This is a genomic window from Actinoplanes sp. CA-030573, from assembly GCF_050951115.1.
Lineage (GTDB): Bacteria > Actinomycetota > Actinomycetes > Mycobacteriales > Micromonosporaceae > Actinoplanes.
In genome coordinates, this window is sequence record NZ_CP192038.1 from 3,551,813 (window position 1) to 3,572,761 (window position 20,949).

Annotated in this window: 25 protein-coding genes; 11 read left to right on the forward strand and 14 right to left on the reverse strand. The window is 72.2% G+C overall.

The features are described from left to right. The first annotated feature begins 68 nt into the window (after window positions 1–68). The 4 genes from ACQP2F_RS16530 (at window position 69) to ACQP2F_RS16545 (ending at window position 2,761) form a co-directional block, all read left to right on the forward strand. Entirely contained in the window at window positions 69–848 is a 780-nt protein-coding gene (locus ACQP2F_RS16530) for a PRC and DUF2382 domain-containing protein (RefSeq protein WP_433304876.1), read from the forward strand. A gap of 140 nt (window positions 849–988) precedes the next feature. Continuing rightward, window positions 989–1,495, forward strand: coding sequence for a YsnF/AvaK domain-containing protein (locus ACQP2F_RS16535; protein WP_433304878.1), 507 nt, complete (start codon window positions 989–991; stop codon window positions 1,493–1,495). A 139-nt stretch (window positions 1,496–1,634) separates the two neighbouring features. Further along, window positions 1,635–2,378: an alpha/beta hydrolase gene (locus tag ACQP2F_RS16540; protein ID WP_433304880.1), complete on the forward strand. Its 744-nt coding sequence runs from the start codon at window positions 1,635–1,637 to the stop codon at window positions 2,376–2,378. Next, the gene (locus ACQP2F_RS16545) at window positions 2,375–2,761 is read left to right on the forward strand and encodes a cupin domain-containing protein (protein WP_433304882.1); all 387 of its coding nucleotides are present in this window, start codon (window positions 2,375–2,377) and stop codon (window positions 2,759–2,761) included. Before ACQP2F_RS16540 ends, ACQP2F_RS16545 begins: the two co-directional genes overlap by 4 nt. A 143-nt stretch (window positions 2,762–2,904) precedes the next feature. On the opposite strand, the gene ACQP2F_RS16550 is transcribed toward ACQP2F_RS16545, so the two are convergent. Genes ACQP2F_RS16550 through ACQP2F_RS16560 form a run of 3 tightly spaced genes read right to left on the reverse strand, consistent with a single transcriptional unit; the run spans window position 2,905 to window position 5,079 of the window. Continuing rightward, a complete protein-coding gene (locus ACQP2F_RS16550; RefSeq protein WP_433304884.1) occupies window positions 2,905–3,621 on the reverse strand; it encodes a class F sortase in 717 nt (238 codons plus the stop codon). Window positions 3,622–3,670: 49 nt separating this feature from the next. Next, window positions 3,671–4,033 carry a DUF4142 domain-containing protein gene (locus ACQP2F_RS16555; protein ID WP_433304886.1) on the reverse strand — a complete coding sequence of 121 codons (363 nt, stop codon included), beginning with the start codon at window positions 4,031–4,033 and terminating at the stop codon, window positions 3,671–3,673. A 47-nt stretch (window positions 4,034–4,080) separates the two neighbouring features. Continuing rightward, complete coding sequence (locus ACQP2F_RS16560) at window positions 4,081–5,079, reverse strand: hypothetical protein (protein WP_433304887.1); 999 nt, start codon at window positions 5,077–5,079, stop codon at window positions 4,081–4,083. 362 nt (window positions 5,080–5,441) lie between these two features. On the opposite strand from ACQP2F_RS16560, the gene ACQP2F_RS16565 reads away from it, so the two are divergent. Together ACQP2F_RS16565 and ACQP2F_RS16570 are read left to right on the forward strand one after the other, a co-directional pair. Next, a complete protein-coding gene (locus ACQP2F_RS16565) occupies window positions 5,442–5,735 on the forward strand; it encodes an eCIS core domain-containing protein (RefSeq protein WP_433304889.1) in 294 nt (97 codons plus the stop codon). Window positions 5,736–5,779: 44 nt separating this feature from the next. Beyond that, window positions 5,780–7,315, forward strand: coding sequence for an eCIS core domain-containing protein (locus ACQP2F_RS16570; RefSeq protein WP_433304891.1), 1,536 nt, complete (start codon window positions 5,780–5,782; stop codon window positions 7,313–7,315). Between the two features lie 27 nt (window positions 7,316–7,342). Here ACQP2F_RS16570 and ACQP2F_RS16575 read toward each other — a convergent pair whose 3' ends face one another. From ACQP2F_RS16575 to ACQP2F_RS16595, 5 genes are all read right to left on the reverse strand, one after another. Continuing rightward, window positions 7,343–8,584: an RNA polymerase sigma factor gene (locus ACQP2F_RS16575; RefSeq protein ID WP_433304893.1), complete on the reverse strand. Its 1,242-nt coding sequence runs from the start codon at window positions 8,582–8,584 to the stop codon at window positions 7,343–7,345. Continuing rightward, window positions 8,581–8,931 carry a YciI family protein gene (locus tag ACQP2F_RS16580; protein WP_433307535.1) on the reverse strand — a complete coding sequence of 117 codons (351 nt, stop codon included), beginning with the start codon at window positions 8,929–8,931 and terminating at the stop codon, window positions 8,581–8,583. The genes ACQP2F_RS16575 and ACQP2F_RS16580 overlap by 4 nt, the downstream gene beginning before the upstream one ends. A 33-nt stretch (window positions 8,932–8,964) precedes the next feature. Next, window positions 8,965–9,417 (reverse strand): SRPBCC domain-containing protein, encoded by a 453-nt coding sequence (locus ACQP2F_RS16585; RefSeq protein ID WP_433304895.1) that lies wholly within the window; start codon window positions 9,415–9,417, stop codon window positions 8,965–8,967. A gap of 118 nt (window positions 9,418–9,535) precedes the next feature. Further along, a complete protein-coding gene (locus ACQP2F_RS16590; RefSeq protein ID WP_433304897.1) occupies window positions 9,536–10,138 on the reverse strand; it encodes an FAD binding domain-containing protein in 603 nt (200 codons plus the stop codon). 63 nt (window positions 10,139–10,201) lie between these two features. Continuing rightward, a complete protein-coding gene (locus ACQP2F_RS16595) occupies window positions 10,202–12,241 on the reverse strand; it encodes a SpoIIE family protein phosphatase (protein WP_433304899.1) in 2,040 nt (679 codons plus the stop codon). A gap of 142 nt (window positions 12,242–12,383) precedes the next feature. Here ACQP2F_RS16595 and ACQP2F_RS16600 point away from each other — a divergent pair, with 142 nt between their 5' ends. Then, the gene (locus tag ACQP2F_RS16600) at window positions 12,384–12,833 is read left to right on the forward strand and encodes a BON domain-containing protein (protein ID WP_433304901.1); all 450 of its coding nucleotides are present in this window, start codon (window positions 12,384–12,386) and stop codon (window positions 12,831–12,833) included. Window positions 12,834–12,916: 83 nt separating this feature from the next. Next, on the forward strand, window positions 12,917–13,495 hold the full coding sequence (locus tag ACQP2F_RS16605; protein WP_433304903.1) for a DUF308 domain-containing protein: 579 nt from the start codon (window positions 12,917–12,919) through the stop codon (window positions 13,493–13,495). A gap of 49 nt (window positions 13,496–13,544) precedes the next feature. On the opposite strand, the gene ACQP2F_RS16610 is transcribed toward ACQP2F_RS16605, so the two are convergent. Together ACQP2F_RS16610 and ACQP2F_RS16615 are read right to left on the reverse strand one after the other, a co-directional pair. Beyond that, the gene (locus ACQP2F_RS16610; protein WP_433304905.1) at window positions 13,545–14,666 is read right to left on the reverse strand and encodes a lactonase family protein; all 1,122 of its coding nucleotides are present in this window, start codon (window positions 14,664–14,666) and stop codon (window positions 13,545–13,547) included. A gap of 117 nt (window positions 14,667–14,783) precedes the next feature. Continuing rightward, a complete protein-coding gene (locus ACQP2F_RS16615; RefSeq protein ID WP_433304907.1) occupies window positions 14,784–15,335 on the reverse strand; it encodes a CGNR zinc finger domain-containing protein in 552 nt (183 codons plus the stop codon). A 62-nt stretch (window positions 15,336–15,397) separates the two neighbouring features. Here ACQP2F_RS16615 and ACQP2F_RS16620 point away from each other — a divergent pair, with 62 nt between their 5' ends. Together ACQP2F_RS16620 and ACQP2F_RS16625 are read left to right on the forward strand one after the other, a co-directional pair. Next, the gene (locus ACQP2F_RS16620; protein WP_433304909.1) at window positions 15,398–16,348 is read left to right on the forward strand and encodes a DMT family transporter; all 951 of its coding nucleotides are present in this window, start codon (window positions 15,398–15,400) and stop codon (window positions 16,346–16,348) included. Then, window positions 16,345–17,202, forward strand: coding sequence for a GNAT family N-acetyltransferase (locus ACQP2F_RS16625; RefSeq protein WP_433304911.1), 858 nt, complete (start codon window positions 16,345–16,347; stop codon window positions 17,200–17,202). Before ACQP2F_RS16620 ends, ACQP2F_RS16625 begins: the two co-directional genes overlap by 4 nt. A gap of 40 nt (window positions 17,203–17,242) precedes the next feature. Here ACQP2F_RS16625 and ACQP2F_RS16630 read toward each other — a convergent pair whose 3' ends face one another. From ACQP2F_RS16630 to ACQP2F_RS16645, 4 genes are read right to left on the reverse strand one after another with little or no spacing between them, the layout of a single operon-like run. Further along, window positions 17,243–17,473 carry an anti-sigma factor family protein gene (locus ACQP2F_RS16630; protein WP_433304913.1) on the reverse strand — a complete coding sequence of 77 codons (231 nt, stop codon included), beginning with the start codon at window positions 17,471–17,473 and terminating at the stop codon, window positions 17,243–17,245. Then, on the reverse strand, window positions 17,470–18,114 hold the full coding sequence (locus ACQP2F_RS16635) for an RNA polymerase sigma factor (RefSeq protein ID WP_433304915.1): 645 nt from the start codon (window positions 18,112–18,114) through the stop codon (window positions 17,470–17,472). The genes ACQP2F_RS16630 and ACQP2F_RS16635 overlap by 4 nt, the downstream gene beginning before the upstream one ends. Before the next feature lie 24 nt (window positions 18,115–18,138). Next, on the reverse strand, window positions 18,139–18,510 hold the full coding sequence (locus ACQP2F_RS16640; RefSeq protein WP_433304917.1) for a YybH family protein: 372 nt from the start codon (window positions 18,508–18,510) through the stop codon (window positions 18,139–18,141). A 13-nt stretch (window positions 18,511–18,523) separates the two neighbouring features. Continuing rightward, a complete protein-coding gene (locus tag ACQP2F_RS16645; protein ID WP_433304918.1) occupies window positions 18,524–19,570 on the reverse strand; it encodes a flavodoxin family protein in 1,047 nt (348 codons plus the stop codon). A gap of 494 nt (window positions 19,571–20,064) precedes the next feature. Between ACQP2F_RS16645 and ACQP2F_RS16650 the strand changes: the two genes are divergently transcribed. Beyond that, a complete protein-coding gene (locus ACQP2F_RS16650) occupies window positions 20,065–20,895 on the forward strand; it encodes a hypothetical protein (protein ID WP_433304920.1) in 831 nt (276 codons plus the stop codon). The last annotated feature ends 54 nt before the right edge of the window (window positions 20,896–20,949 follow it).

Consider the following 20,949-nt stretch of genomic DNA (forward strand, 5'->3'; position numbering starts at 1 on the left):
GCGAATGGAGCATGCGCGGGCTGGAATCGCTTCTCCGATCGTGACTCCCCTCCCGGAAAGGAACTGTCGTGATTACTCAGAACGACATCGCCCGGCTCGACGGCACCGACGTGTACGACCCCAGCGGAGACAAGATCGGCTCGGTCGGTGAGGTCTACCTCGACGCCACGAGCGGCGACCCTGAGTGGGTGACCGTGAAGACCGGCCTGTTCGGAACCAAGGAGACCTTCGTACCGCTGCGCGACGCCCGGATCGCCGACGACCGGGTCACCGTCGCCTACGGCAAGAACCAGGTCAAGGACGCTCCGCGGATCGACTCGGACGGGCCGCTGAGCCAGTCCGAGGAAAGCGACCTCTACACCTTCTACGGCCTCGGCGCGGACCGCGACGGCTACTCCGCCTCCGACGGTGGCACGGGCTACCAGGACCGGCGCGCGGCTACCGGCGACGAGTCCGGCTACGCGGGCGGCGGGGACGCCATGACGCGTTCGGAGGAGCGGCTGGTCACCGACACCCGTACCGAGGAGGCCGGCAAGGCCCGGCTGCGCAAGTACGTGGTCACCGAGGAGCAGCAGGTCACGGTGCCGGTCGAGCGCGAGGAGGTTCGGCTGCAGCGTGAGCCGATCACGGACGCGAACGCCGGTGACGCCTACGACGGCCCCGAGATCTCCGAGGCCGAGCACGAGGTCACCCTGCGCGCCGAGCGCCCGGTCGTCGACACCGAGGCGGTGCCGGTCGAGCGGGTCCGCCTCGGAAAGGAAACCGTGCGCGACCAGGAGACCGTCTCCGGCGAGGTCCGCAAGGAGCAGATCGAGTTCGACGGCCCCGAAGGCAGCGACCGTCGCTGACCCGATCGACCGGGTCCGGCCCGGCGCCGGCCGTCACCGGGCCGGCGCCGGGCGCCCGGCACCGCGGTACGCACCTCGCCACCACGCCTGCGGCACCGACCGCCGGCGTGGTGGCGAGGTCCGACGTTGACGGAGGCATGATGAGCAGCACCGAACCGCAGACCACGAGCGACCAGCGGGGAGCGCGACCCGCCGCCGGCAGCGAAGCGCCGGCCGCCGGGCCGCCGAACACCGGCGACGCGATGACCCGATCCGAGGAACGCCTCGTCCCGTCCACCGAGGTCTACGAAACCGGACGGGCACGGCTGCGCAAGTACGTGGTCACCGAGGACGTCCAGATCACCGTCCGGGTCCGCCGGGAGGAGCTGCGCCTGGAGCAGGAGGCCATCCCCGAGTCCGGCCGGCAGTCGGTGGCCGACCCCGACGTCTTCGGCCCGGACGAGGTCTTCGGTGGTCCCGACGGCGGTGTCATCTTCGACGTCACCCTGCACGAGGAGCGTCCGGTGGTCACCACCGAGATCGTTCCCGTGCAGCGCGTCCGGCTGACCAAGATCGTCCACACCGACGAGCACGTCGTCTCCGGCCAGGTCCGCAAGGAACGCATCGAGGCCGACCTGCCCGGCGAGCCACCGGCCACCCTGCGATGACCCCGCGGCGCGAATTCGCGGCTGGTGCCGACGTGGGTCCGTGATCGCCGGTCGCGACGTACATTGTGGCGGCTGATGGGTCAGCGCGGATCGGCGCCCGTGGCGGGGATCAGATCGACTGCTCACCCAAGGAGCCTCCATGACCTCGGCATCCTCCTCGACGACCACGGTGGCGCTGGTGCACGGCGCCTTCGCCGACTCCGGAAGCTGGAACGGCGTCACCGAGCTGCTGCTGGCGGCCGGTGTGCCGGTGCAGGCGGTGTCCAATCCGCTGCGCGGGATCGCCGCCGACGCCGCGTACGTGGCCAGCGCGATCCGGCAGATTCCCGGCCCGGTCCTGGCCGTCGGCCACTCGTACGGCGGAGCGGTGATCACCAACGCGGCGCTGCCGGCCGGCAACGTGGTGGGACTGGTCTACGTTGCCGCCTTCGCGCCGGACGAGAACGAGACCCTCGGCGAGATCGAGGGCACCTCGCGCGACAGCGTGTTGTCCTCGGCGCTCAAACCGGCCGAGTTCCCGGCCGGCGGGTCGGAGACCGCGGTCGAGCTGTACGTCGATCCGGCCCAGTTCCATCAGGCGTTCGCCGCGGATTTGCCCGAGCGGCAGTCGGGCGTGCTCGGCGCGTCGCAACGGGCGATCGCGGCCAGTGCGTTCGACGAGCGGTCGGGCGCGCCGGCCTGGAAGAAGCTGCCGTCGTGGGCCGTCGTCGCCACCGGGGACAAGGCGGCCGGCAGTGACGTCGTACGGTCGATGGCCGAGCGCGCCGGAGCGACGATCACCGAGATCGAGGGCTCGCACGTCGTGATGATCTCGAAACCCCGGGAGGTCACCGACGCGATCCTGGCGGCCCTGGCCGAGGTCGGCGGGAGCCGGGGACGGTGACCGCCGACCCGTCGAGCGGGGCGGCGCACGACGCGCTGGCCGGCTCGCTCAAGCGTACGGAGATCCAGAGAGCCCCGCTGTCCGTCGCCGGCCGGGAGATCGTGCAGGTCCGCACCGAGATCCCGCCGGGTGTGGAGTCCGGTTGGCACATCCATCCCGGTGAGGAGGTCGGGTACATCGTGGCCGGCACGGTCGAGATGCGCATCGCCGGCCGTCCGACGCTCCTGCTGCAGGCCGGAGACGGCTTCCTCATCCCGCCCCGGGTGCCGCACAACGCCCGCGACCTGGGACCGGGCGTCGGCGAGATGCTGTCGACCTACCTGGTCGAGGTGGGACAGCCGCTGGCCGCCTTCACCGAGCCGCCCGATTCCGCTTCGCGCTGACGGCGGGATCGGCGGCCCAGGAGCGCGGGAATGGCCGGCAGCGGGAAGAGCACAACCGAGAGCAGGCCGGCGGCGACCAAGGCGAACCGGATCGCCGAGCCCAGCGGCCAGATCAAGCTGCAGGCCTAGGTGACCGGGGTGGCCTAGACGACGACGTTGTGGCTGTAGGTGCCGCGGTCGAACGTTCCGCCGCAGGTGACCAGGGCCAATTGGGGGGCGGTGTCGAGGCGGAACAGTGCCGCCGGCAGATGCCGTTTGTCGTAGCTTCGCCGGGCCACCGCGCGATAAGTGACCGTGTGGTCGCCGGCCCGTACGGCGATGGTCGAGCCCATGGGAAGTTGCTCGAGGCGGAAGAGGGCGCCGGGTCCATCGGTGGCGGTGTCGACGTGACTCGCGACGAGGACCGTTCCCCGCGCCGAGCCCGGCGTGGCCGACCCGAGCCACCAACCGAGGTCGGCCGGGTCCTCCGGGATGCTCAGTGCGCCGGATTGCGCCGAGACCGGTTGGACCGGGGCGTTGACGTGCAGAGCGGGGATGACGATGCGGATGGGCGGCGCCCAGTCGTCGGATCGCGGCTCCCGCGTCGTCGTGCCGGTGATCCGGGCCGCGGCGGGGGCCGGTGCGGCCGCAGCCGGTGCGGCCCCAGCCGGTCCGGGCCCAGCCGGTCCGGGCCCGCCCGGTGGGGAAGAAGCCGGTCCGGCCCCACCCGGTGAAGCCGGTGCGGCCGCGGCCGGCACGGAACCGATCCCGGCCGGCGGTCGCGCCGAGTGGATCGCCAGCAGGGCGCCGGCGACCGACGCGCCGAGGCCGGCGGTCAGCGCCGCCCAGCCCGCGACGCGTCGGCTACCGGAGCGGATCATGCCGGGACGGTCCGGCGACGTCGCAGCAGCAGGACGGCGCCGCCGCTCATCAGCAGGACACCGACGCCCAGCAGGCCGGCGACCGGACCGGTGAGCATCCGGTGCGCGGCTTCGCCGCCGGTGCCGGTGCCGATGCGGGCCGCACCCCGAGAGCGCGGGCGGCGGCGTTGAGCGCGTCGTGGTGCGCGGCGGTCACCGGTGCGGCGCTCTGCGCGGCCTTCTTGACCTGCGCGTCGCTACCGTCGGAGAGCTCCTTCTGGCCGGCGGCCATGGCGGCCATGTGCGCGTCCATCTGGGTGCTGATGAACAGGGTGTCGAAGCCGGCGCCACTGGCGGCCGCGTCCTGGCTGGAGGGCGCCGCGTACGCCGCTGCGCCGGGGACCAGCAGGAGCCCGGCGCAAAATCGACGCAACTTTGCGGGCCCCGGCCGGCCCGAAGGCGGGCCGGGGCTCGGCGTGCTCAGTAGAGAGCCGGACTGGTTCCGGCCGCCATGAGGGCGCTGCTCGGCACGGGAGCGGCGAAGCTCGCCTCGGTCCACAGATGCCCGTCACTTCCCTGGAAGGCGAGGACCCACGGCTGGACCGACGGCGTCGTGCCGGCCGCCACGCCGACCGTCCAGCTCTCCTGGAACGAGATGTCCGGCGTGACCCGCCACAGCGCGCTGGTGACGGCCCGGAAGGAGACCTGGATCTCGCCCGATCCGTCCGGCCCGATCAGCCCGTCGGCGCCGGCGCCCGGTCCGGCTCCGGGCGTCAGGTTCAGGTCGATGCGGGGGTTGGTGCGCTTGACCGAGTTGTACGTGTAGAGCACGTGGTCGGCCGACTGATAGGCGACCGCGACCCCGTCCAGCAGCCCGGTCGACCCGATGACGGTGATGCTCGGGCTGGTGGCCGGGTCCATGGCCACACCGGGACACGAGTTGTCCCCCGCGCTGTCCACCACGCACATCAGGTTTCCGCTCGGCGACTGGTAGGCGATGGCCGCCTCGCGGGAGAAGTTCAACGGCCGGCTCATGCTCGGGCTGTTGAGCATCGGCCGGTTGCTGTCGACCGGCGCGCTTCCCACCACGTACGTCCAAAGATGCCCGTTGGTTCCCCGGTACGCGATCTTGACCGCACCGGCCAGCGTGGACGAAGCGCTCGGGCTCGTTCCCGCGGCCATCCTTATCCCGGTGTTGGTCGCCAGCCCGGTCTGAAGGTCGAGCAGCCACAGCACGCCGGTGTTGGCCTGGAACGCGATGGTGGTCCGGCAGCCCCCGGCGCACGTGAAGGTGGCGGACGGGCTCGTGCGTGCCGCCATGCCGAGGCCGCGGTCGTGCGGTGTCCCGGCGGTGTCGAGCGTCCACAGATCCCGATTGGCCCCCTGGAACGCCACCGAGAACGACGGCGGCGGAGGCGGATCCGGAGGCTCATCGGCATGGGCCGGACTCGCGGCCAGTGCCACCGGCAAGGCGGTCATCATCGCCGCCGCGACCATCAGTCTTCCACGCCACCGGCCCAAAATCCGTCCGGCGGATGCGCGCATCGTTTTGTTCATGCGTGTCCCTCCTGTGCGTCCGAGGCCGCGACCCATCACGGTGGCGGAGCGCCCGGACGCCAGCCTGCTCAGCGGGCTGAAGCAGCGCTGACGCGGCGCTGAAACGCGTCCGCTCGGCCTATGGGCATCGTGGGCGGTGTGCTGAACCATGAAGCCGGAGGCCCAGGATGAACGCGACGATGATGGTTCAGACCGGGAGGCCGACGCAGGGAGACACGGTGGTCCGGCGATGCCTCGGTGCACCCGAACCGTGTCCCTGCCACGCCGACGAGGATGAGGGAGTCGTGCGCCGGCACGCGACCGGTGCCGAGTCGCATACCGCCGTCCTCGACGACACCGTCGCGCCCGCGCTCGACGGTCCGGGGCAGCCACTGAGCCCGGCTCTGCGGGCCGAGTTCGAGCCGCGACTGCGGCGCGACCTCAGCCAGGTACGCGTGCACGTTGGTCCCGCCCCGGCCCGGTCGCCGGACGCTCTCGGCGCCCGGGCCTACACGGTCGGGCGGCACATCGTCTTCGGCGCCGGGCAGTGGGCGCCGCTCACCCCGGGCTCGCCGGATCGCCCGGTCTGGTGCGCCTGAGTCCCGCCCGAGCCGCTGGACCGAGGCCGAGGAGGGTGGCCGCGGTGGTCGATGAGCGCCAGGCCCCGACCGCCGGGCAGATGCGTAAGGCCGAGTTCCTCCAGCAGCTCTACGGCGCGGTGGTCCGGGCCGTGGACGCCGAGTTCGCGCCGTACGGCCGGACCGCCGCGGACTGCCCCACCATCCTGCGAACACTGCGGTACTACCGGGCCCGTCCCGCGTCGTCGGTATTGCGTCTGATCCAGCGCTTCACTCATGCACCGGCCTCCGCCGACGCCGTCGCCCTGATCGCCGCGACCGCCCGCCAGGCCGGGGTCGTCGCTCGCGGCGTCGCCCGCGCCACCCTGGCCCGTTCCGGCCCCCGGGTGCAGTCGCTGGGCCCGCAACCCGCGATCCCGCACGACCCGGGAACGGTTCGCGCCCAGCTCAGCACCGGAGAGCCGTTGGCCGACGAAACCCGAGCCGCGATGGAGTCCTCGTTCGGAGCTGATTTCAGCTCGGTACGCGTGCACGACGACGACCGCGCCCGGCGGCTGACCCGGGCGTTGGGAGCGCGGGCGTTCACGGTGGGCTCCGACATCGCCTTCGCGGCCGGCGAATACCGGCCGTCGTCGGCCGAGGGCCGGCGGGTGCTGGCACACGAGCTCGCGCACACCATCCAGCAGTCGCACGGTCCGGTCGGGCCGGAGGCGGATCGGCAGGCGCTGGAGCGGGAGGCCGACCGCGCCGCGACCACCACCGGCGCTCGCGACGTGCGGCACCAGGGCGCCGGCGCGCGGGTTCAACTGCTGCCGGTCGTGGTGGCCGCCGGACTCACCCTCGCCGAGGCCACACCGGAGATCATTCTGGCGAGCGAGCTCGGCGCCGAAGTCGTGGTGGCCGACGGCGTCATCGTCACCGCTGCCGAGACCACACCGCTGCTGCTGGAGGCCTCGGCGCCGGCGTTGGTGGAGTCGACCGTCCCGGCGGTGCTCGAGTCGACCGTGCCGACCGTGCTGGAGACGACCGCACCCGCCGCCACCTCGTCGTTCGCCACCACCGCCGTGGCGGCCACCGCGGCCGTGACGCTTTCCGGCGATACGACTCCCACCCCCACCACGTCGGAGGAATCCGAGGAGAAGAAGCGGAAGTGCCGGCCCGATCCGTGCGAGCACCCGCTGCCGATCTCATGGCCGGCCGAGCTGCCCTACCCCGAGCCGATGCGCGGCGGGCTGCTCGTCCGCACGCCGTCCGATCAACTCGAGGCCGAGGGGATCAGCCGGGCCGAGCAGCAGACCCGCCTGGCACGGGCGATCCGCGAGGCACGTGACCGTGGGGTGCCACCGCCGAGGCCGTGCGACCCGGACGACGCCGAGCCGAACGCTCCGTACGACGCTCACCACCGGCATCCGCTCTACCTCGGCGGAGAGGAAGCGGAGTGGAATTTGTGCGCGCTGCGGGCCGACCGGCACCAGACCGGCCATCCACGACTGGACAACCAGAGCGAGCATCTGGCGGAGTACATGGAGTGCGGGATCTGTGAGGCTTCGCTCCGCAGACATCCGCCGGGTCAGACCTATGTGATCGTCGCTTCCAAGTAACCCGCGCGACCGGGCCGGGCTCGATCCCTATCCGCCGTGCGCGAGGAACTGCCGGATGGCGGGGTCGTCGGTGAGTCCGACGGCGATGGTGGTGGCGTGCTCGGCGGCGGTCGCGTCGCCGAGGAGGCGGAGGGCGTGGGCGCGGGCCACCCAGTACGGCTGGTAGCCCGCGACGCGGCCGGCCGGCAGGGCGTCGAGTTGCTGCAGGCCGGCGGTGGGCCCGTGGGTGTGGGTGATGGCGGTCGCCCGGGCGACGTACGCGCCGATGGTGGGGGTGAAGGTCACCAGGCCGTCGTAGAGCGCGGTGATCGCTGCCCAGTCGGTGGTGCCGGTCAGGGCACGGCGGTTGTGCACCGATTGGATGGCGGCGTGCAGCTGGTAGGGCCCGACCCGTCGCAGGCCGAGCGCCAGGCCGAGATGGTGTTCCGCCTCGCTGATCGCGGCCGGGTCCCAGCGGGTGGTGTCCTGCCGGTCCAGGGGCACGAACCGGCCTTCGGTGTCGAGCCGGGCCGCGGTCCGGGCATGGCTGTGCAGCAGAAGAGCGAGCAGACCGTGCGGCTCGGGTTGGCCGGGTGCGAGCTCGACCAGGATCCGCGCCAGGCGCAGCGCTTCGGTGATGAGGCCGGCGTGGGCGTGCCGGGCGTGCGCCTCGGCGTGGGTGGCGGTGTCCCAGCCGGTGCCGTAGGCGGCGTAGACGGCGTCGAGCACGCTGGTGAGGCGCTCCGGCAGGGCCTCGGGCGCCGGGACCTGGAAGGGGATGCCGGCCTGGCCGATCTTCGCCTTGACCCGGACCAGACGCTGACCCATGGTGCTCGGGGCGACCAGGAACGCCGAGGCGATCCGGCCGGCGTCGAGGCCGAGGACGGTCTGCAGCATCAGCGGGCTGCGCATGGCCGGGTCGATCGCGGGGTGGGTGCAGGCGAACATCAGCTCGAGCCGTTTGTCGGGGATCGGTGGTGGCGAGGGCTCGGTGGTCTGCTGGTCGATCAGCCGGGCGAGCTCGGGCAGGTGCCGGGTGGCGACGGCGCGGCGGCGGGCGCCGTCGATCAGGTTGCGTCGTGCGGCGGTGAGCAGCCAGGAGTCCGGCCGCTGCGGTATCCCGCGGTCCGGCCAGGTGCGGAGGGCGGCCACGAAGGCATCGGAGAGGGCGTCCTCGGCGGCGGCCAGGTCACCGGTGAGGGAGGCGAGAAAGGCCACCAGGCGGCCGTAGGACACCCGAACGGTGTCCTCGACCGCCTGGTGGGCCTCGTCGGCGGAGGTCCGGCTCACGCCGTCGGCGGCGGCAGCATCGGTCGCACCTCGACGCCGGCGTACGCGGCCGAGGGGCAGCGCGCCGCCCACTGCAGCGCCTCGTCGAGGTCGGCGACGTCGATGACGAAGTACCCGCCGAGCTGCTCCTTGGTTTCGGCGAACGGTCCGTCCTGCACGAGGCGCTGCCCGTCGCGCAGCCGCACCGAGGTGGCCACCTGCGGCGCGGTGAGACCGCCGGCGGACTGCAGCACGCCGCTGTGTTCGAGGGCGGCGATGTAGCCACTCCAGGATGCCCAGTAGTCGCCGGCGCGTGCCGGGTCGTCCCGGGAGTCGAAGGCGGACTGATCCTCGTACGCCATGATCATGTATTGCACTTGTCACTCCTCAAGGGGGCTCGGTCAGACGCCCGGGTAGGCGGACAGCGGTGCGCCGGTCTCCAGTATGGTCTTGAGCCCGGACAGGATCGCCACCCAGCCGACCTCCAGGTGCGCCGCCGCCTCGGTGGCCGGCAGGCCCTCGTGCACGCACGACAGGAAGGTCACCCCCGGCATCGGCATGAACGGCTCGAAGACGCTGAACGTGACGGTGGACTCGGGCAGGGCAGCGGTCGCCGGATCCCACAACCCGTTGAAGGTGGTCTTCAGCCGGCGGCCGGGCTCGACCTCCAGGACGGTGCCGGTGATGACGTCACCACCGCCGGCGGTGTACCGGTACGCGGCGCCGGCGGTGAGGTCGAACTCGGCGCGGAACCCGATGTAGTACGCCGGGGTGAGGTCACCATCGGTCAGGGCGGCCCAAACCTGCTGCGGGCCGGCCTTGATCGCCAGCTGCATCTTCTGTGTCGTGGTCATGGCTGTGCACTCCTCGGTCGCGCCGGAGCCCGGCGGGTCAGGCCACCCGATCGGGTGGCTCACCCCGCAGAAGCGGACCTGACCCCGGTTTCGACATCGCCCGGCAAGATTTTCCGAACTAGTCCGCGGCGGTCACGCAGCGCAACTGATCGCGGGCCTGCGTGAGGGCTCGGCGCACGAGGACGGTGAAAGCCCGCCGCGGCGAGTCGCGGTGCGGGCCGATCCGGGGCGCGAAGGTGGCGTCGACCGTGGCGGCCGCCTCCGCGGCGGCGGTGATAGCGGTGTCGCCGAGGGTCGTACCGATCAAGGCACGCTCGGCCGCGCGCGCCCGGACGGGACAGGGGCCGGCGTTCACCAGGCCGATGGCCGCCGCCGTGACGGTTCCGCCGGGTGCCGTGATCGCGGCCATCGCGGCCGCCTGCGGGTAGATGGTCACCCGCCGGTCCTCGGCGTACCCGATGCCGGTGCCGGCGGGTAGCTGCGGGATGTGCGCCGCGATGAGGATCTCGTCGGGACGGCGGGCGGTCCGGAACGGTCCCCGGAGGAAGTCTCCGGCCGATACCGTCCGGCTGCCGGCCGGTCCTTCCAGCACCAGCCGGGCGTCGAGGGTCACCGCCGCGGTCGTCCATTCGGCGGCCGGATGGGCGTACGCGAGGCTGCCCAGCATCGTGCCGCGGGCCCGGATGGGCGGATGGCCGATGTGACACACGATCGCCCGCAACAGGTCACCGAGAGGGCCGCCGGGTGAGTTCCCCCGGTCATCCGGCCCGAACCAGGCGCGACGTCACTCCATCGGAGGTAATTCGGTCGATGACGGCGCCGCGGTGCTGACCAGGCACAGCATGGCGATGTCGTCGCGCCGCGGTTGCGGACCGACGCTGCTGGCCAGGATGTGGTTGAGCACCTGGCCGGGGTCGGCTGCCGGCGCGGTGCGCAGCGCCGCGCACAACTCGTCGAGACCGAGATCGATCGGGTGTCCCCGGTCCTCGACGAGCCCGTCGGTGTAGAGCAGCAGGGTCGCCGCCGCCGGATAGGCGAACGGCGTGTCGCGATACCGGGGATGCCGCGTGGCGCCGAGCGGCGGGTCGGCGGGCAGCGCCAGCATGTCGACCTCGTCGCCGACGCGCAGCAGCGGCGGCGGATGGCCGGCCAGGACGCCGGTGCCCCGGTTCCGTGCGATGTCCAGCTCGAGGTAGCAGCAGGTGGCGATGGTGTCCAGCCGCGTGTTGCGAACCAGGTCGTTGGCCAGCCGCATGATCGCCGAGGGGCGGTGCCCCTCGAGGGCGTAGGCGCGCAGGGCGTCCCGAACCTGCCCCATGGCGGCGGCCGCGGCGGTGTTGTGCCCGGAGACGTCGCCGACGACCACACCCACGACGCCGTCGCGGATGCTGACCACGTCGTACCAGTCCCCGCCGACCTCGGCGCCGCGGGTCCACGGCAGGTACCTGGCCGCGCAGCGCAGGCCGGCGGTGGTGGGCAGCCGGGTGGGTAGCAGGGCGTGTTGCAGCTCGGTGGCGATGGACAGCGTGGTCTCGAACAGGAGAGCGCGCTGCAGGGCCTGGGCGCTGATGGCAGCCAGCGCGGTCAGGGTCGATCGGGTGTCCTCGGTGAAGTCCTGCGGATCGCGGTAGCCCACCACCAGCGTGCCGAGCAGGTGGCCGGCGACGGCGAGCGGGAGGAAGGCCCAGGCTTGCCGGTCACCGGGTGGGACCGGCGCCGTCGCGGCCGACTGACATCGCCGGAACTCGTCCACCGAGGGGAGATAGCGGGCAATTCCGGTGCGGGCGACCTCGACGGCGGGGTACGGGTGGTCGGCCGGCAGGTTGCGCAGCCGGGCGACGACCTCGTGCTCGTAGCCGGAGTGGTAGTGCAGCTCCAGACGGTCGTCCTGCCACAGGAACAGGGCCAGCCCCGTGCCGCCCGCCGATCGCTGCAGCACCGATCCGATGACGTCGTAGACCTGCGCGCTGGTGCTCGCGGCGACCAGGGCGGTGGTGACGCTCTCCAGGGCGCGGGCCCGTCGGGTGGAGGTCTCGGCGCGCGTGACGCTGTCGACCAGTTCCCTCTCCCGGGTGATGTGCGCCGTGATCTCGCGGAACGAGATGGCCACCGAGCCGGCGCTGTCGCGTCCCATGTTCACCTCCCAAACCTGGCCGATGGCCGGGTACGCGAGCTCCTCCCGCCACGGCTGGCCGGTGTCGGCGACCGCTCGGTAGCGCTCGAACAGCCCGTCGGTGAAGCTCTGGGGGGAGATGGCGCTCAGCGGTCGTCCGATCGTCTCCTCGGCCGAGCGCCCCGCCAGCCGGGCGCCGAGCTGGTTGACGTAGTCGCAGACGAAATCGACGATCTCGCCGCCGGCGTCCCGGATCGGCCGCAGCACGGTGAAACCGTCGAACGCGGCGTCGAGCATGTCGTAGAGCCGGGCTCCGCCGGCCGACTGCGGCGACACCGTCACCTGGCGCAGGTCCACGAAGCGGACGAGGAAGCCGTCGCCGTACGGCCCGGCCCGCAACTCGAAATGTCCGGATATGGAGGTCCGGTCGTAGTACACCGTTCGGGTCGCCGGGTTACCGGTCTCGACGACCGACCGGTACAGCGCCAGCGTTCCGTCGTTGACCGTTTCCGGCCAGAGCTCCCGGTAGCGCCGGCCGACCAGCTCGTCACGCCGCCGGCCCACCAGCCGGCAGCCGGCCTCGTTGATGTAGACCACCGTGAAGTCGACGATGGCGCCGTCGTCGCGCACCGACCGGGCCAGCACCCAGCCCTGCGGGTCGCTGTCGAGCATCTGCAGCAACTGCGCATCCGGGAACCGCTCTGGTGCCAAAACCCACCCCCTCTGGTGCGACCGGACCGGCGTCGCAGCCATCATCGCAGCGAGCAATCACGGGCCACACTTCGGCCGGGGCCGAGCCGGCCGCCGATTCTGAGTAACGTGGCCGTGGCCGGATCGCTGGAGGGGAGTCGCTGTGACCGATGAAGAGCTGGCCGAGAAGGTCGAGGCCGCGCTGGCCGAGGACCCGAAGGTGGAAGGCGCGCTGATCGACGTGGTGGCCGACGGCGGGGAGGTGCTGCTGCGGGGGACGGTCGGCACGTTCCGGCAGAAGCGGGAGGCGCAGAAGGTGGCCGAACGCGTCGAGGGGGTCACCGCCGTCGACAACATCATCGACGTACGCCTGCTGACCGAGCACCGGCGCGCCGAGGCCGAGCTGCGTGCCGACGTGCTGCGCGCGCTCAGCCTGGACGGCACGGTGCCGGGCAGCGTCGACGCCTCCGTCGACGACGGCACCGTGCTGCTGAGCGGCACCGTCGACCACGAACACCAGCGCGAGGAAGCGGTCCGGATCGCCGGGGAGGTGCGCGGCGTCGTCGACGTGCGGAACGACATCTTCCTGAACCCGCCGCTCACCGAGGACTAGGCGTTCATTCGACGGGGATGAGCCCCGGGCCCGGGCCGGTGCCGGACACTGACGGCTTCGCGAGGCGATCGTGAGGAGTGTCGATGTTCGAGGGACGCATGCTCGTGGCCGAGCGCAGCAAGTTCTGGTGGGTCGAGCTGGTGGCCGGCATCGGCTGGCTGGTCATCGCCTGGCTGGTGCTACGTGCGAACGTGACGTCGCTGGCCACGGTCGGCCTGCTGATCGGTGTGCTGTTCATCGTCGCCGGGCTCAACGAGGCCTTCGTCGCCACCATGGTCGGCGGCGGGTGGAAGGTCCTGCACTGGGTGGTCGCCGTGGTCTTCCTGCTCGGCGGCCTGTGGGCGCTCATCCGGCCGGTCAACACCTTCTTCGCCCTGGTCTCGGTGCTGGGCCTGGTGCTGCTGCTGGAAGGGCCTTTCGAGATCGTACGGGGTGTCTCCTCGCGCGCGGAGAACCCGTACTGGTGGCTGGGTCTGGTCGTCGGGGTGTTGCTGATCCTGCTGGCCCTCTGGGTCTCCGGCTCGGACCGCGTCTTCAACCTGCAGGCGCGGGCCTTTCTGGTGCTGTTCTGGGTCGGCCTGATGGCGCTGATCCGCGGTGTCATGGCCATCGTCCTGGCCTTCACCATCCGGCGTGCGGATCGGTCCCTGGCGGCAGTGTGACGTACGCCTGCGGACCGGCCCGATGTGCGCGGGCCGGTCCGCGCCGGCGTCAGGAGACGACGACACCCTCGCCGCCGGCCGCGCCGGGCACGGTGACCTCGCCGACCTTGGTCAGGGAACCGTCGAGCCCGGCGCGCAGCGTCACCAGCATGCCCGCGGCGCCCGTCTGCGCGTAGAGGTACCTGCCGTCCGGGGCGGCCGCGACGTCCACCTGTCCGGCGCCGGTGGCGAACGCCCCCAGCGACCGCAGCGAACCCTGCCGGCCGACCTCATACCCGGAAAGGCTGCCGCTACCGGCGTTTCCGGCGTACGCCCGGCCGTTCGTCACCACGATCCAGCAGGTCGCGGCCTGACCGGTCGCCGCGGTGGCGATCGGAGCGACGGTGCCGTCCCGGCGGAGCCGGAACGAGGCCACCGCGTTCGGGCCGGCCTCGGCGACCAGCAGGTGCCCGTCGTCGTCGAAGTCCATCGCGAACGGCACCGCGCCCGGCAGCGTGGTGACCGACGGGTGGGCGGACGGCCCGCGCCGCCGGTCGACGGTGAAGACGTCGATCGCGTTGCTGCCGGCCTTGGTCGTGACCAGCAACCGCGACCCGTCCGGGCTGAACGCGATCTGACCCGGGGTGTGGGTGAACTCCGGCGTCGCGGCGGGGTCGAGGCCCAGCGCGCGATGCCAGGCCGGCACCCGGACCAGCGTCCGGCCCCGCCGCAGGTAGCCCTGGATCGAGCCGCCGTCGCGGGCGTTGAGCACGTAGACCAGGCTGCCGTGCACGGCGACGCTGACCGGGAACGTTCCGCCGGTGCCGACCACCTGCCGCCGGTCGAGCCGATCACCGTGCACGTCGAAGACGGTGAGCGTGTCACTGCCCGCGTTCACCGCGTAGAGCAGGCCGTTGTCCCGGTCCAGGGCGAGCGCGCCCTGCGAGGCGGTGTGGTCGACGACCGAGCCGGCGAGCTGTCCGCCGAGGCCGCCGGTGCGGTAGGTGCCGGCCGGGCGCAGCGTGCCGCCGGGCAGGCGGCCGTAGGCGGCGACGGTGTTCGCGGTCAGGTTGTCGGTCAGCACGAAGACGGCGCCGCCGGGGCCGGACGACGGGGACGCGAGGGCGGGCGATCCGGTCGCCAGCGCCAGCGCGAGACCGGCGACGCCCGCGACCCGGATGCTGCTTTTCATGACTGCTCCTCACACGTACGGGATGGGTGTCGTCAGCCATCCTGTCCGCGGGGGACGCCGTTCTTGCCGCTGTTTCGTGCCTCGTAAGGACTTGCCACCCGGTCGGTAAGAACTCCGTCAGCCGGTGGTGCGGTGGCGGCTGCGGAAGGTGGCCATCTTGGCGCGGTTGCCGCAGTTGGCCATCGCGCACCACCGGCGCGAGCAGTTGCGCGAGCCGTCGACGAACACCCAGCGGCAGTCGTCGCCGCGGCACGCCTTCACCCGGGGCCAGTCCGGCCGGGCCGTGGCCCGCAGCAGCGCCGCGACGGTCGCGGCGGCGATGTCGCGGGCGAGGCCACCGGGCTGCCCGGCCCGCAGCGTCAGCACGTCGGCGACATCCAGGCGGAGGGTGAGCGCCTCCAGGCCGGCGACGGCGCTGAGGTCCGGTTCGATGCCGTTGTTGCGCAGGGCCAGGCCGCGGATCAGGACGCGCAGGCTGCGCAGCATCGCGACGCTGTCGTCGGCCTCCGGGCCGGCGTCGGGGCCGGTCGCCGACGCACCCAGTCCACGCCACCAGGCCTGCACCGAAGCGGCGTCGGCCAGCTCGTCCTCCTGGCCGTGGGCGGTGTTGGCCACGGCCAGCAGCAATTGTTCGTCGTCGAGTCCGGGCCGGCGGATGCTCTGCACCATGTAACCACCGTACCGGTTTTATCGGTTGACGGCCTCCGTAACCGGTGTAACGGTTACAGCGGTTGCACGACGATGAGGAGGTCACGGTGGCGGCGCACAGCATGCTCGCCGAGCGGGGAGGCGTCCGGCTGCGCTCCGGTGAGTCCGCCCTGCTGCTGGCAGCGGGGGTCTACGGAGTGAGCACGACCGTGTCGGTGGTCGCGCTGCGCGCCGTCCGCCCGGCCGATCTGCTGGCGGTCGAGATTTTCGGAGCGGCCGCCGTGCTGCTGGCCACCGCGGCCGCCCGGGGACGCCTGCGGCGGCCGGGCGCGCTGCGGCAGATGCTCGTCGGCGTGCTGGTGCCGGGCCTGGCATTCCTGTTCGGCGACCTCGGCCTGGCGCGTACCAGCGCGTCGAGCGGAAGTCTGCTACTGGCGGCCGAGCCGTTGCTGTCGGTGCTGCTGGCGCTGCTGGTGCTGGGGGAGCGGCTGTCCCGCCGGGCCGGGGCGGCGCTGCTGCTCGGCCTCGCCGGCGGGGCGCTGGTCGCGGTCGGACCCGGCGCGTCGGGCGGCGACACCACGCTCGGCAATGTGCTGGTGCTGCTGGCGGTGGGTGCCGCCGCGGCGTTCCTGATCGCCACCCGCCGGGTCAACGACGGCGACGGCCTGAACGAGAGCGCCTGGCAGAGCACCGGCGGCGCGCTGAGCGTCGTGCCGTTCGTGGCGGCGTCCTGGTCGACCGGCGGCACCCGCCTGGACACGGTGGGCGCCGCCGGCTGGCTGGCCTGCCTCGCGGTCGTGGCCTGCGGTGCGGCCGGCGGCGTTCTGTTCAACCGGGGCATCGCCCGGGTGCCCGCGACCCGGGCGGCCCAGCTGGGCAACCTGACCCCGGTGGCCGGCACCCTGACCGCGGTCGTGTTCCTCGGCGATCGGCCGTCACTGCTGCAGCTGGCCGGCGGAGCCGGGATCCTGGCCGGCCTCGTACTGCTGCTGCACAACCCGGAACCGCACGTCGACCCGGAGGAGTCACCATGACACTGTTCTGCGACATCACGCTCGCCGGACGCATCGAGCTGGCCGAGGCGCGGTTCATCGCCGCCTGCAGCGAGGCGGCGGCCGCTCGTCGCGGCGACGGCGCGGGCTTCGTCGCGCCGATCGCCGGTGGCGTCGCCAGCTACGCCGAACCCGAGTCACCGCTGAACAAAGTGGCCGGTCTCGGCTTCGCCGGACCGCCGGCCCCGGCCGACCTCGAGGCGATCGAGCACGCGTACGCCGCCCGCCGCGCGCCGGTCCAGGTCGAGCTCTCCCATCTCGCCGACGCCGCGCTGCTGGAGGTGCTGGCCGGGCGCGGCTACCGGCTCGTGTCGTTCGAGAACGTGCTGGGCCGCGCCCTCGGTGACCCGGCCGAGCCGGTCGAGGCGCCCGGCGTCGACGTCCGGACCAGCGGCGAGGACGAGTTCGAGACCTGGCTGAACGTCGTGGTCGAGGCGTCACTGCACCCGGACACGCAGGGCGTCCCGTGGCTCGAGGAGTTCCCCCGGGAGATCCTGGAGAACGCCGAGCGGGACGCCGCGGGGCTGGTCCAGCGCTACCTCGCGCGGCTGGACGGTGTGCCGGCCGGTGGTGGCAGCATGCGGGTCGCCGGCCGCATCGCCCAGCTCACCGGGGCCGGCACCGCGCCCGCGTTCCGCCGTCGCGGCATCCAGAGCGCCCTGCTCTCGGCCCGTCTCGCCGACGCCACCGCGGCCGGTTGCGACCTCGCGGTCATCACCGTCCAGCCCGGCTCGAAGTCGCAGCAGAACGCCCAGCGCCGCGGTTTCCAGCTGCTCTACACCCGGGCCGTGCTCGCCCACGAGGCCGGCACCCGTAGCCCGGCCTCCGCGGTGTAGGTGACCAAAGTCTGCGTGGGGAGGCGCCCGCCGGCCGGGGTCAGCCGGCGGGCCAGTCCCGGAACGCCGCCAGCAGCCGCTCGCGGGCGTCCGCCGTCAGATCCTGCGGCGGCAGGTGGCCCAGCGCGGCGACCGTGGTGCGCATCTGTTCCAGGTACCGGTCGCAGCCGTCGCATTCGGCGAGATGCTCGACGAACCGTCGTTCGACGGCCGGTTCCAGGGCGCCGTCGAGGTAGGCGGTCACCAGCTCCACGAACTCGTCGCAGTTCATGACGTCGCCTCCCCGGCCCAGCGCCGCTCCAGCGCGGCCCGCAACGCGGCCCGGCCACGGTGCAGCAGCACCCGCTGGTTGGCCGCGCTGATCGACAGCAACTCGCAGACCTCGTCGCCGCTGTGCCCGGTGACGTCGCGCAAGGTGACCACCACGCGCTGGCGGCGGGGCAGGGCGGCCAGCGCGGTCGCCAGTTCGCGCCGGGTCTCGGCGGCGACGGCGCCGTCCTCCGGTGACGGCCAGGCGGGCGGCGAGCTGAGCCAATGCCCGGGGTACGGGTCGTCGGCGTCCCGGAACCGGGCGGGCTCGACGGTCGGCCCGTGGTCGTCGCCGGTGGGAACCAGACGCGCGTCCCGTACGCCCCGGGTCTTGGCCTTGTTGATCAAGATCCGGTAGACCCAGGTGCGCAGGGAGGAGCGCGCCTCGAACCGGTCGACGCCCCGCAGCACGCCGAGCCACGCCTCCTGCACCACGTCCTGCGCGGTGTGGTCGTCGGCCACGTAGGCGCGGGCGGCCCGCAGCATGCCCGGCGACCACGCGTCGATCAGAGCGACGAACATGGTCTCGTCCCGGGCCCGCAGCCGCGCCACGATGACCGGGTCGCCGGGCAGCGCGCCGTCGAACGGTGCGGTCTCGACCACGAACGCACTCTACGACGGCCCGGGTCACGCACCCCAGGGGTCGTCGATGAGCAGGCCCCAGGTGCCGTCCGGCCGGCGGCGCAGGACATCGGCGCTGGTGCCGCTGAGCCGCAGCGGCGCGCCGTCGGGGCCGGTCCCGTCGAGGGTCCAGGCGTTGAGCACGGTGGCCACCCCGCCGGCCTCGACGACCTTGCGAATGTCCGGGGTCAGGGTCGGGCGCAGCGCGGCGAATCCCTCGAGCGCCGCCCGGATCTGGTCGGTGCCGCGCAGCGGGGTGGCGCCGGGTTCTGCGATGAACGCGGCGTCCGGCTCGTAGAGGGCGATGGCGTCCTCGAGGCGGCCGTCGTGCAGCGCGGCGGCGAACTCGGTGATGACATCGGCGGGCGTGGTCGGCATGGTGGTCTCCCGTTCAGCGGTATTCGGGGTTCGGGAAGTCGAAGCGGCAGCCGGCATCCCATTCGCTGCGCTGGTTGCCGTACGCCGGGATGCCGCCGGCGTCCTTGAGCATCCGGGCCAGGTGCAGCAGGTTCCAGGTCATGAACGTGGTGTTGCGGTTGGTGAAGTCGTTCTGCGGGCCGCCGGAGCCCGGGTCGAGGTAGGACGGCCCGGGGCCGGCCTCGCCGATCCAGCCGGCGTCGGCCTGCGGCGGGATGGTGTAGCCGAGGTGCTGAAGGCTGTAGAGGATGTTCTGCGCGCAGTGCTTGACGCCGTCCTCGTTGCCGGTGATCAGGCAGCCGCCGACCCGGCCGTAGTAGGCGTACTGGCCGGCGTCGTTGAGCAGGTGCGAGCAGGCGTACAGCCGCTCGATGACCTTCTTGGTGATCGACGAGTTGTCACCGAGCCAGATCGGGCCGGCGATGACCAGGATGTCGGCCGGCAGGACGTGCTCCCGGTACAGCCGCGGCCAGGCGTCGGAGGCCCAGCCGTGCTCGGTCATGTCCGGCCAGACCCCGGTGGCGATGTCGAGATCGACGGCCCGCAGCACCTCGACCTGAACGCCTTGCTTCTCGAGGATCGCCCGGGAGAGGTCGATCAGTCCGCCGGTGTGTGTCAGTTCCGGGGAGCGTTTCAGGGTGCAGTTCAGGAACAGCGCGCGCAGGTCGTCGTAGCGGGTTTCGGGCATCGTTCCTCCTTCGGCCGATGCCCTGCAGTCCCGCGACCGGGCGGAAGCGTTACACCTCGACTTGTCGGAGTCGCCTGGCTCGCTGAACTCCTTGACCCGCTCGCCGGCTATGAACGCGAGATCCTTAGCGGCAAACCCCGTCCCACCGCGGCGGCGGTCGTACCGGTCGAGAGACTCACCCTCGACGGTCCAGGCGGTGGTCTCGGCCTCGATCTCGGCCTGCCAGCGTGCCGCGACGTACTCGTCCTCGCTCATGCTGAGCGCCTGCGCCTCGACGGCCGCTGCCCGGGCGGCCGGGTCGTTCGACGCCTCGACCACGGACCTGCGTTGCACGGCGTGCGCGAGCTCGTGGACTGTCGAGCGCTTCAGCTCGGTCGGCGGCCACCAGCACTCGCATCGCGATGGCCGCGGCCCCGAGGCGGTCGAAGGTGGGCGACTCGCCCGGACCGAAGAGAAGGTCCGGCCGGTCGGCGATGAGCTGATGGTTGGGCTTCTTCTCGGCCCGGGCCGGTGCCGGAGGAGTCCGCGACCACGCGGCTGCCGAACCCCGTCTCCGGCCGCCGTGTGACCGGGCTGTTCAGCGCCGATTCCGCGACGCTGTCCGCCCGGGACTCCCGCGCGACGTCGAACGTCGTCACCTCCCGCAGGCCTACCGTCACCCTACGCGCGAGCCGGCCCCGCGCAGCTGCCCCGGCAGGTCCGCTTCTTTGCCGGCCGGGAGGAGGAGCTTTATGCCGGTCGTCGCAGCATGCGGCATTCATCCGGTCCGGCGCACAGCCTTCGACGAAGCGGAGTAGACAGTGGGGGAGGCCTCAGGGGGATATTCGATGATCTCGAAGGTGACCGTCGACGTGGACGGGTTCTGGGAGAACGGCTACACGATCGTCCGCGGTGTCTATTCCCCGGAGGAGATCCAACGCTTCCGGAGAGCGGCATTCGAGACCCGCGGCAAGGGCCTGGGGGATCTGCTCGCTAATCCGAGAATGCGGCCGGTCCTCGTCGACGGCACGTTCGTGGAGATCGCCCGGCAGATTCTCGGCAGCGAGGATATCTGGTACGCCGGGGACAGCTCCTTCACGATCAACTCCAAGCAGCGCGGATTCCACAAGGACAACGTGGATCGCCAGGATCCGGCCGGCCCGGACTGGAAAGGCCGCTACACGCTGCTTCGCTTCGGCATTTACCTGCAGGACCACTGGAGCCACACCGGCGGCCTCAATCTGCGCGCGAAATCGCACAACACCACCGATCACACGTACGGGAAGAACGTTTATGTGCGTACGCGGGTGGGCGATGTCGCGGTGTGGAGCATGCGGACCACGCACAGCGGAAACGGTGTCCTGCTCAAGTTCCCGCGGTGGGTGTATCCGGAGCCGTCGCAGATCCCGCGGATTCCCCGGCGTGCCATCGCCCCGGCCGACGGCGACCGGGTTGCCGTCTTCGCCGCCCTCGGGCTGAACGACGCGCACCACGACCGCTATGTCGAGTACCTGAAGACGCGCACCTACATGGTGAGCTCGTTCCGTGCCTCGCACTACGACGACGACGCGCTGGCCGCGGCCGACCGGGCCGGGTTGAAGGTGCGCGACGTCGGCAAGGAGATCGCGGGCGACGACTCGGTCGGCAAGAACGAGAAGTGGGAGCCGATGCCGTACTAGGCCCGCCGAATTCGCCACTGAAATAGTGTTATGTAGCGCGGCCAAGCCTTTTCG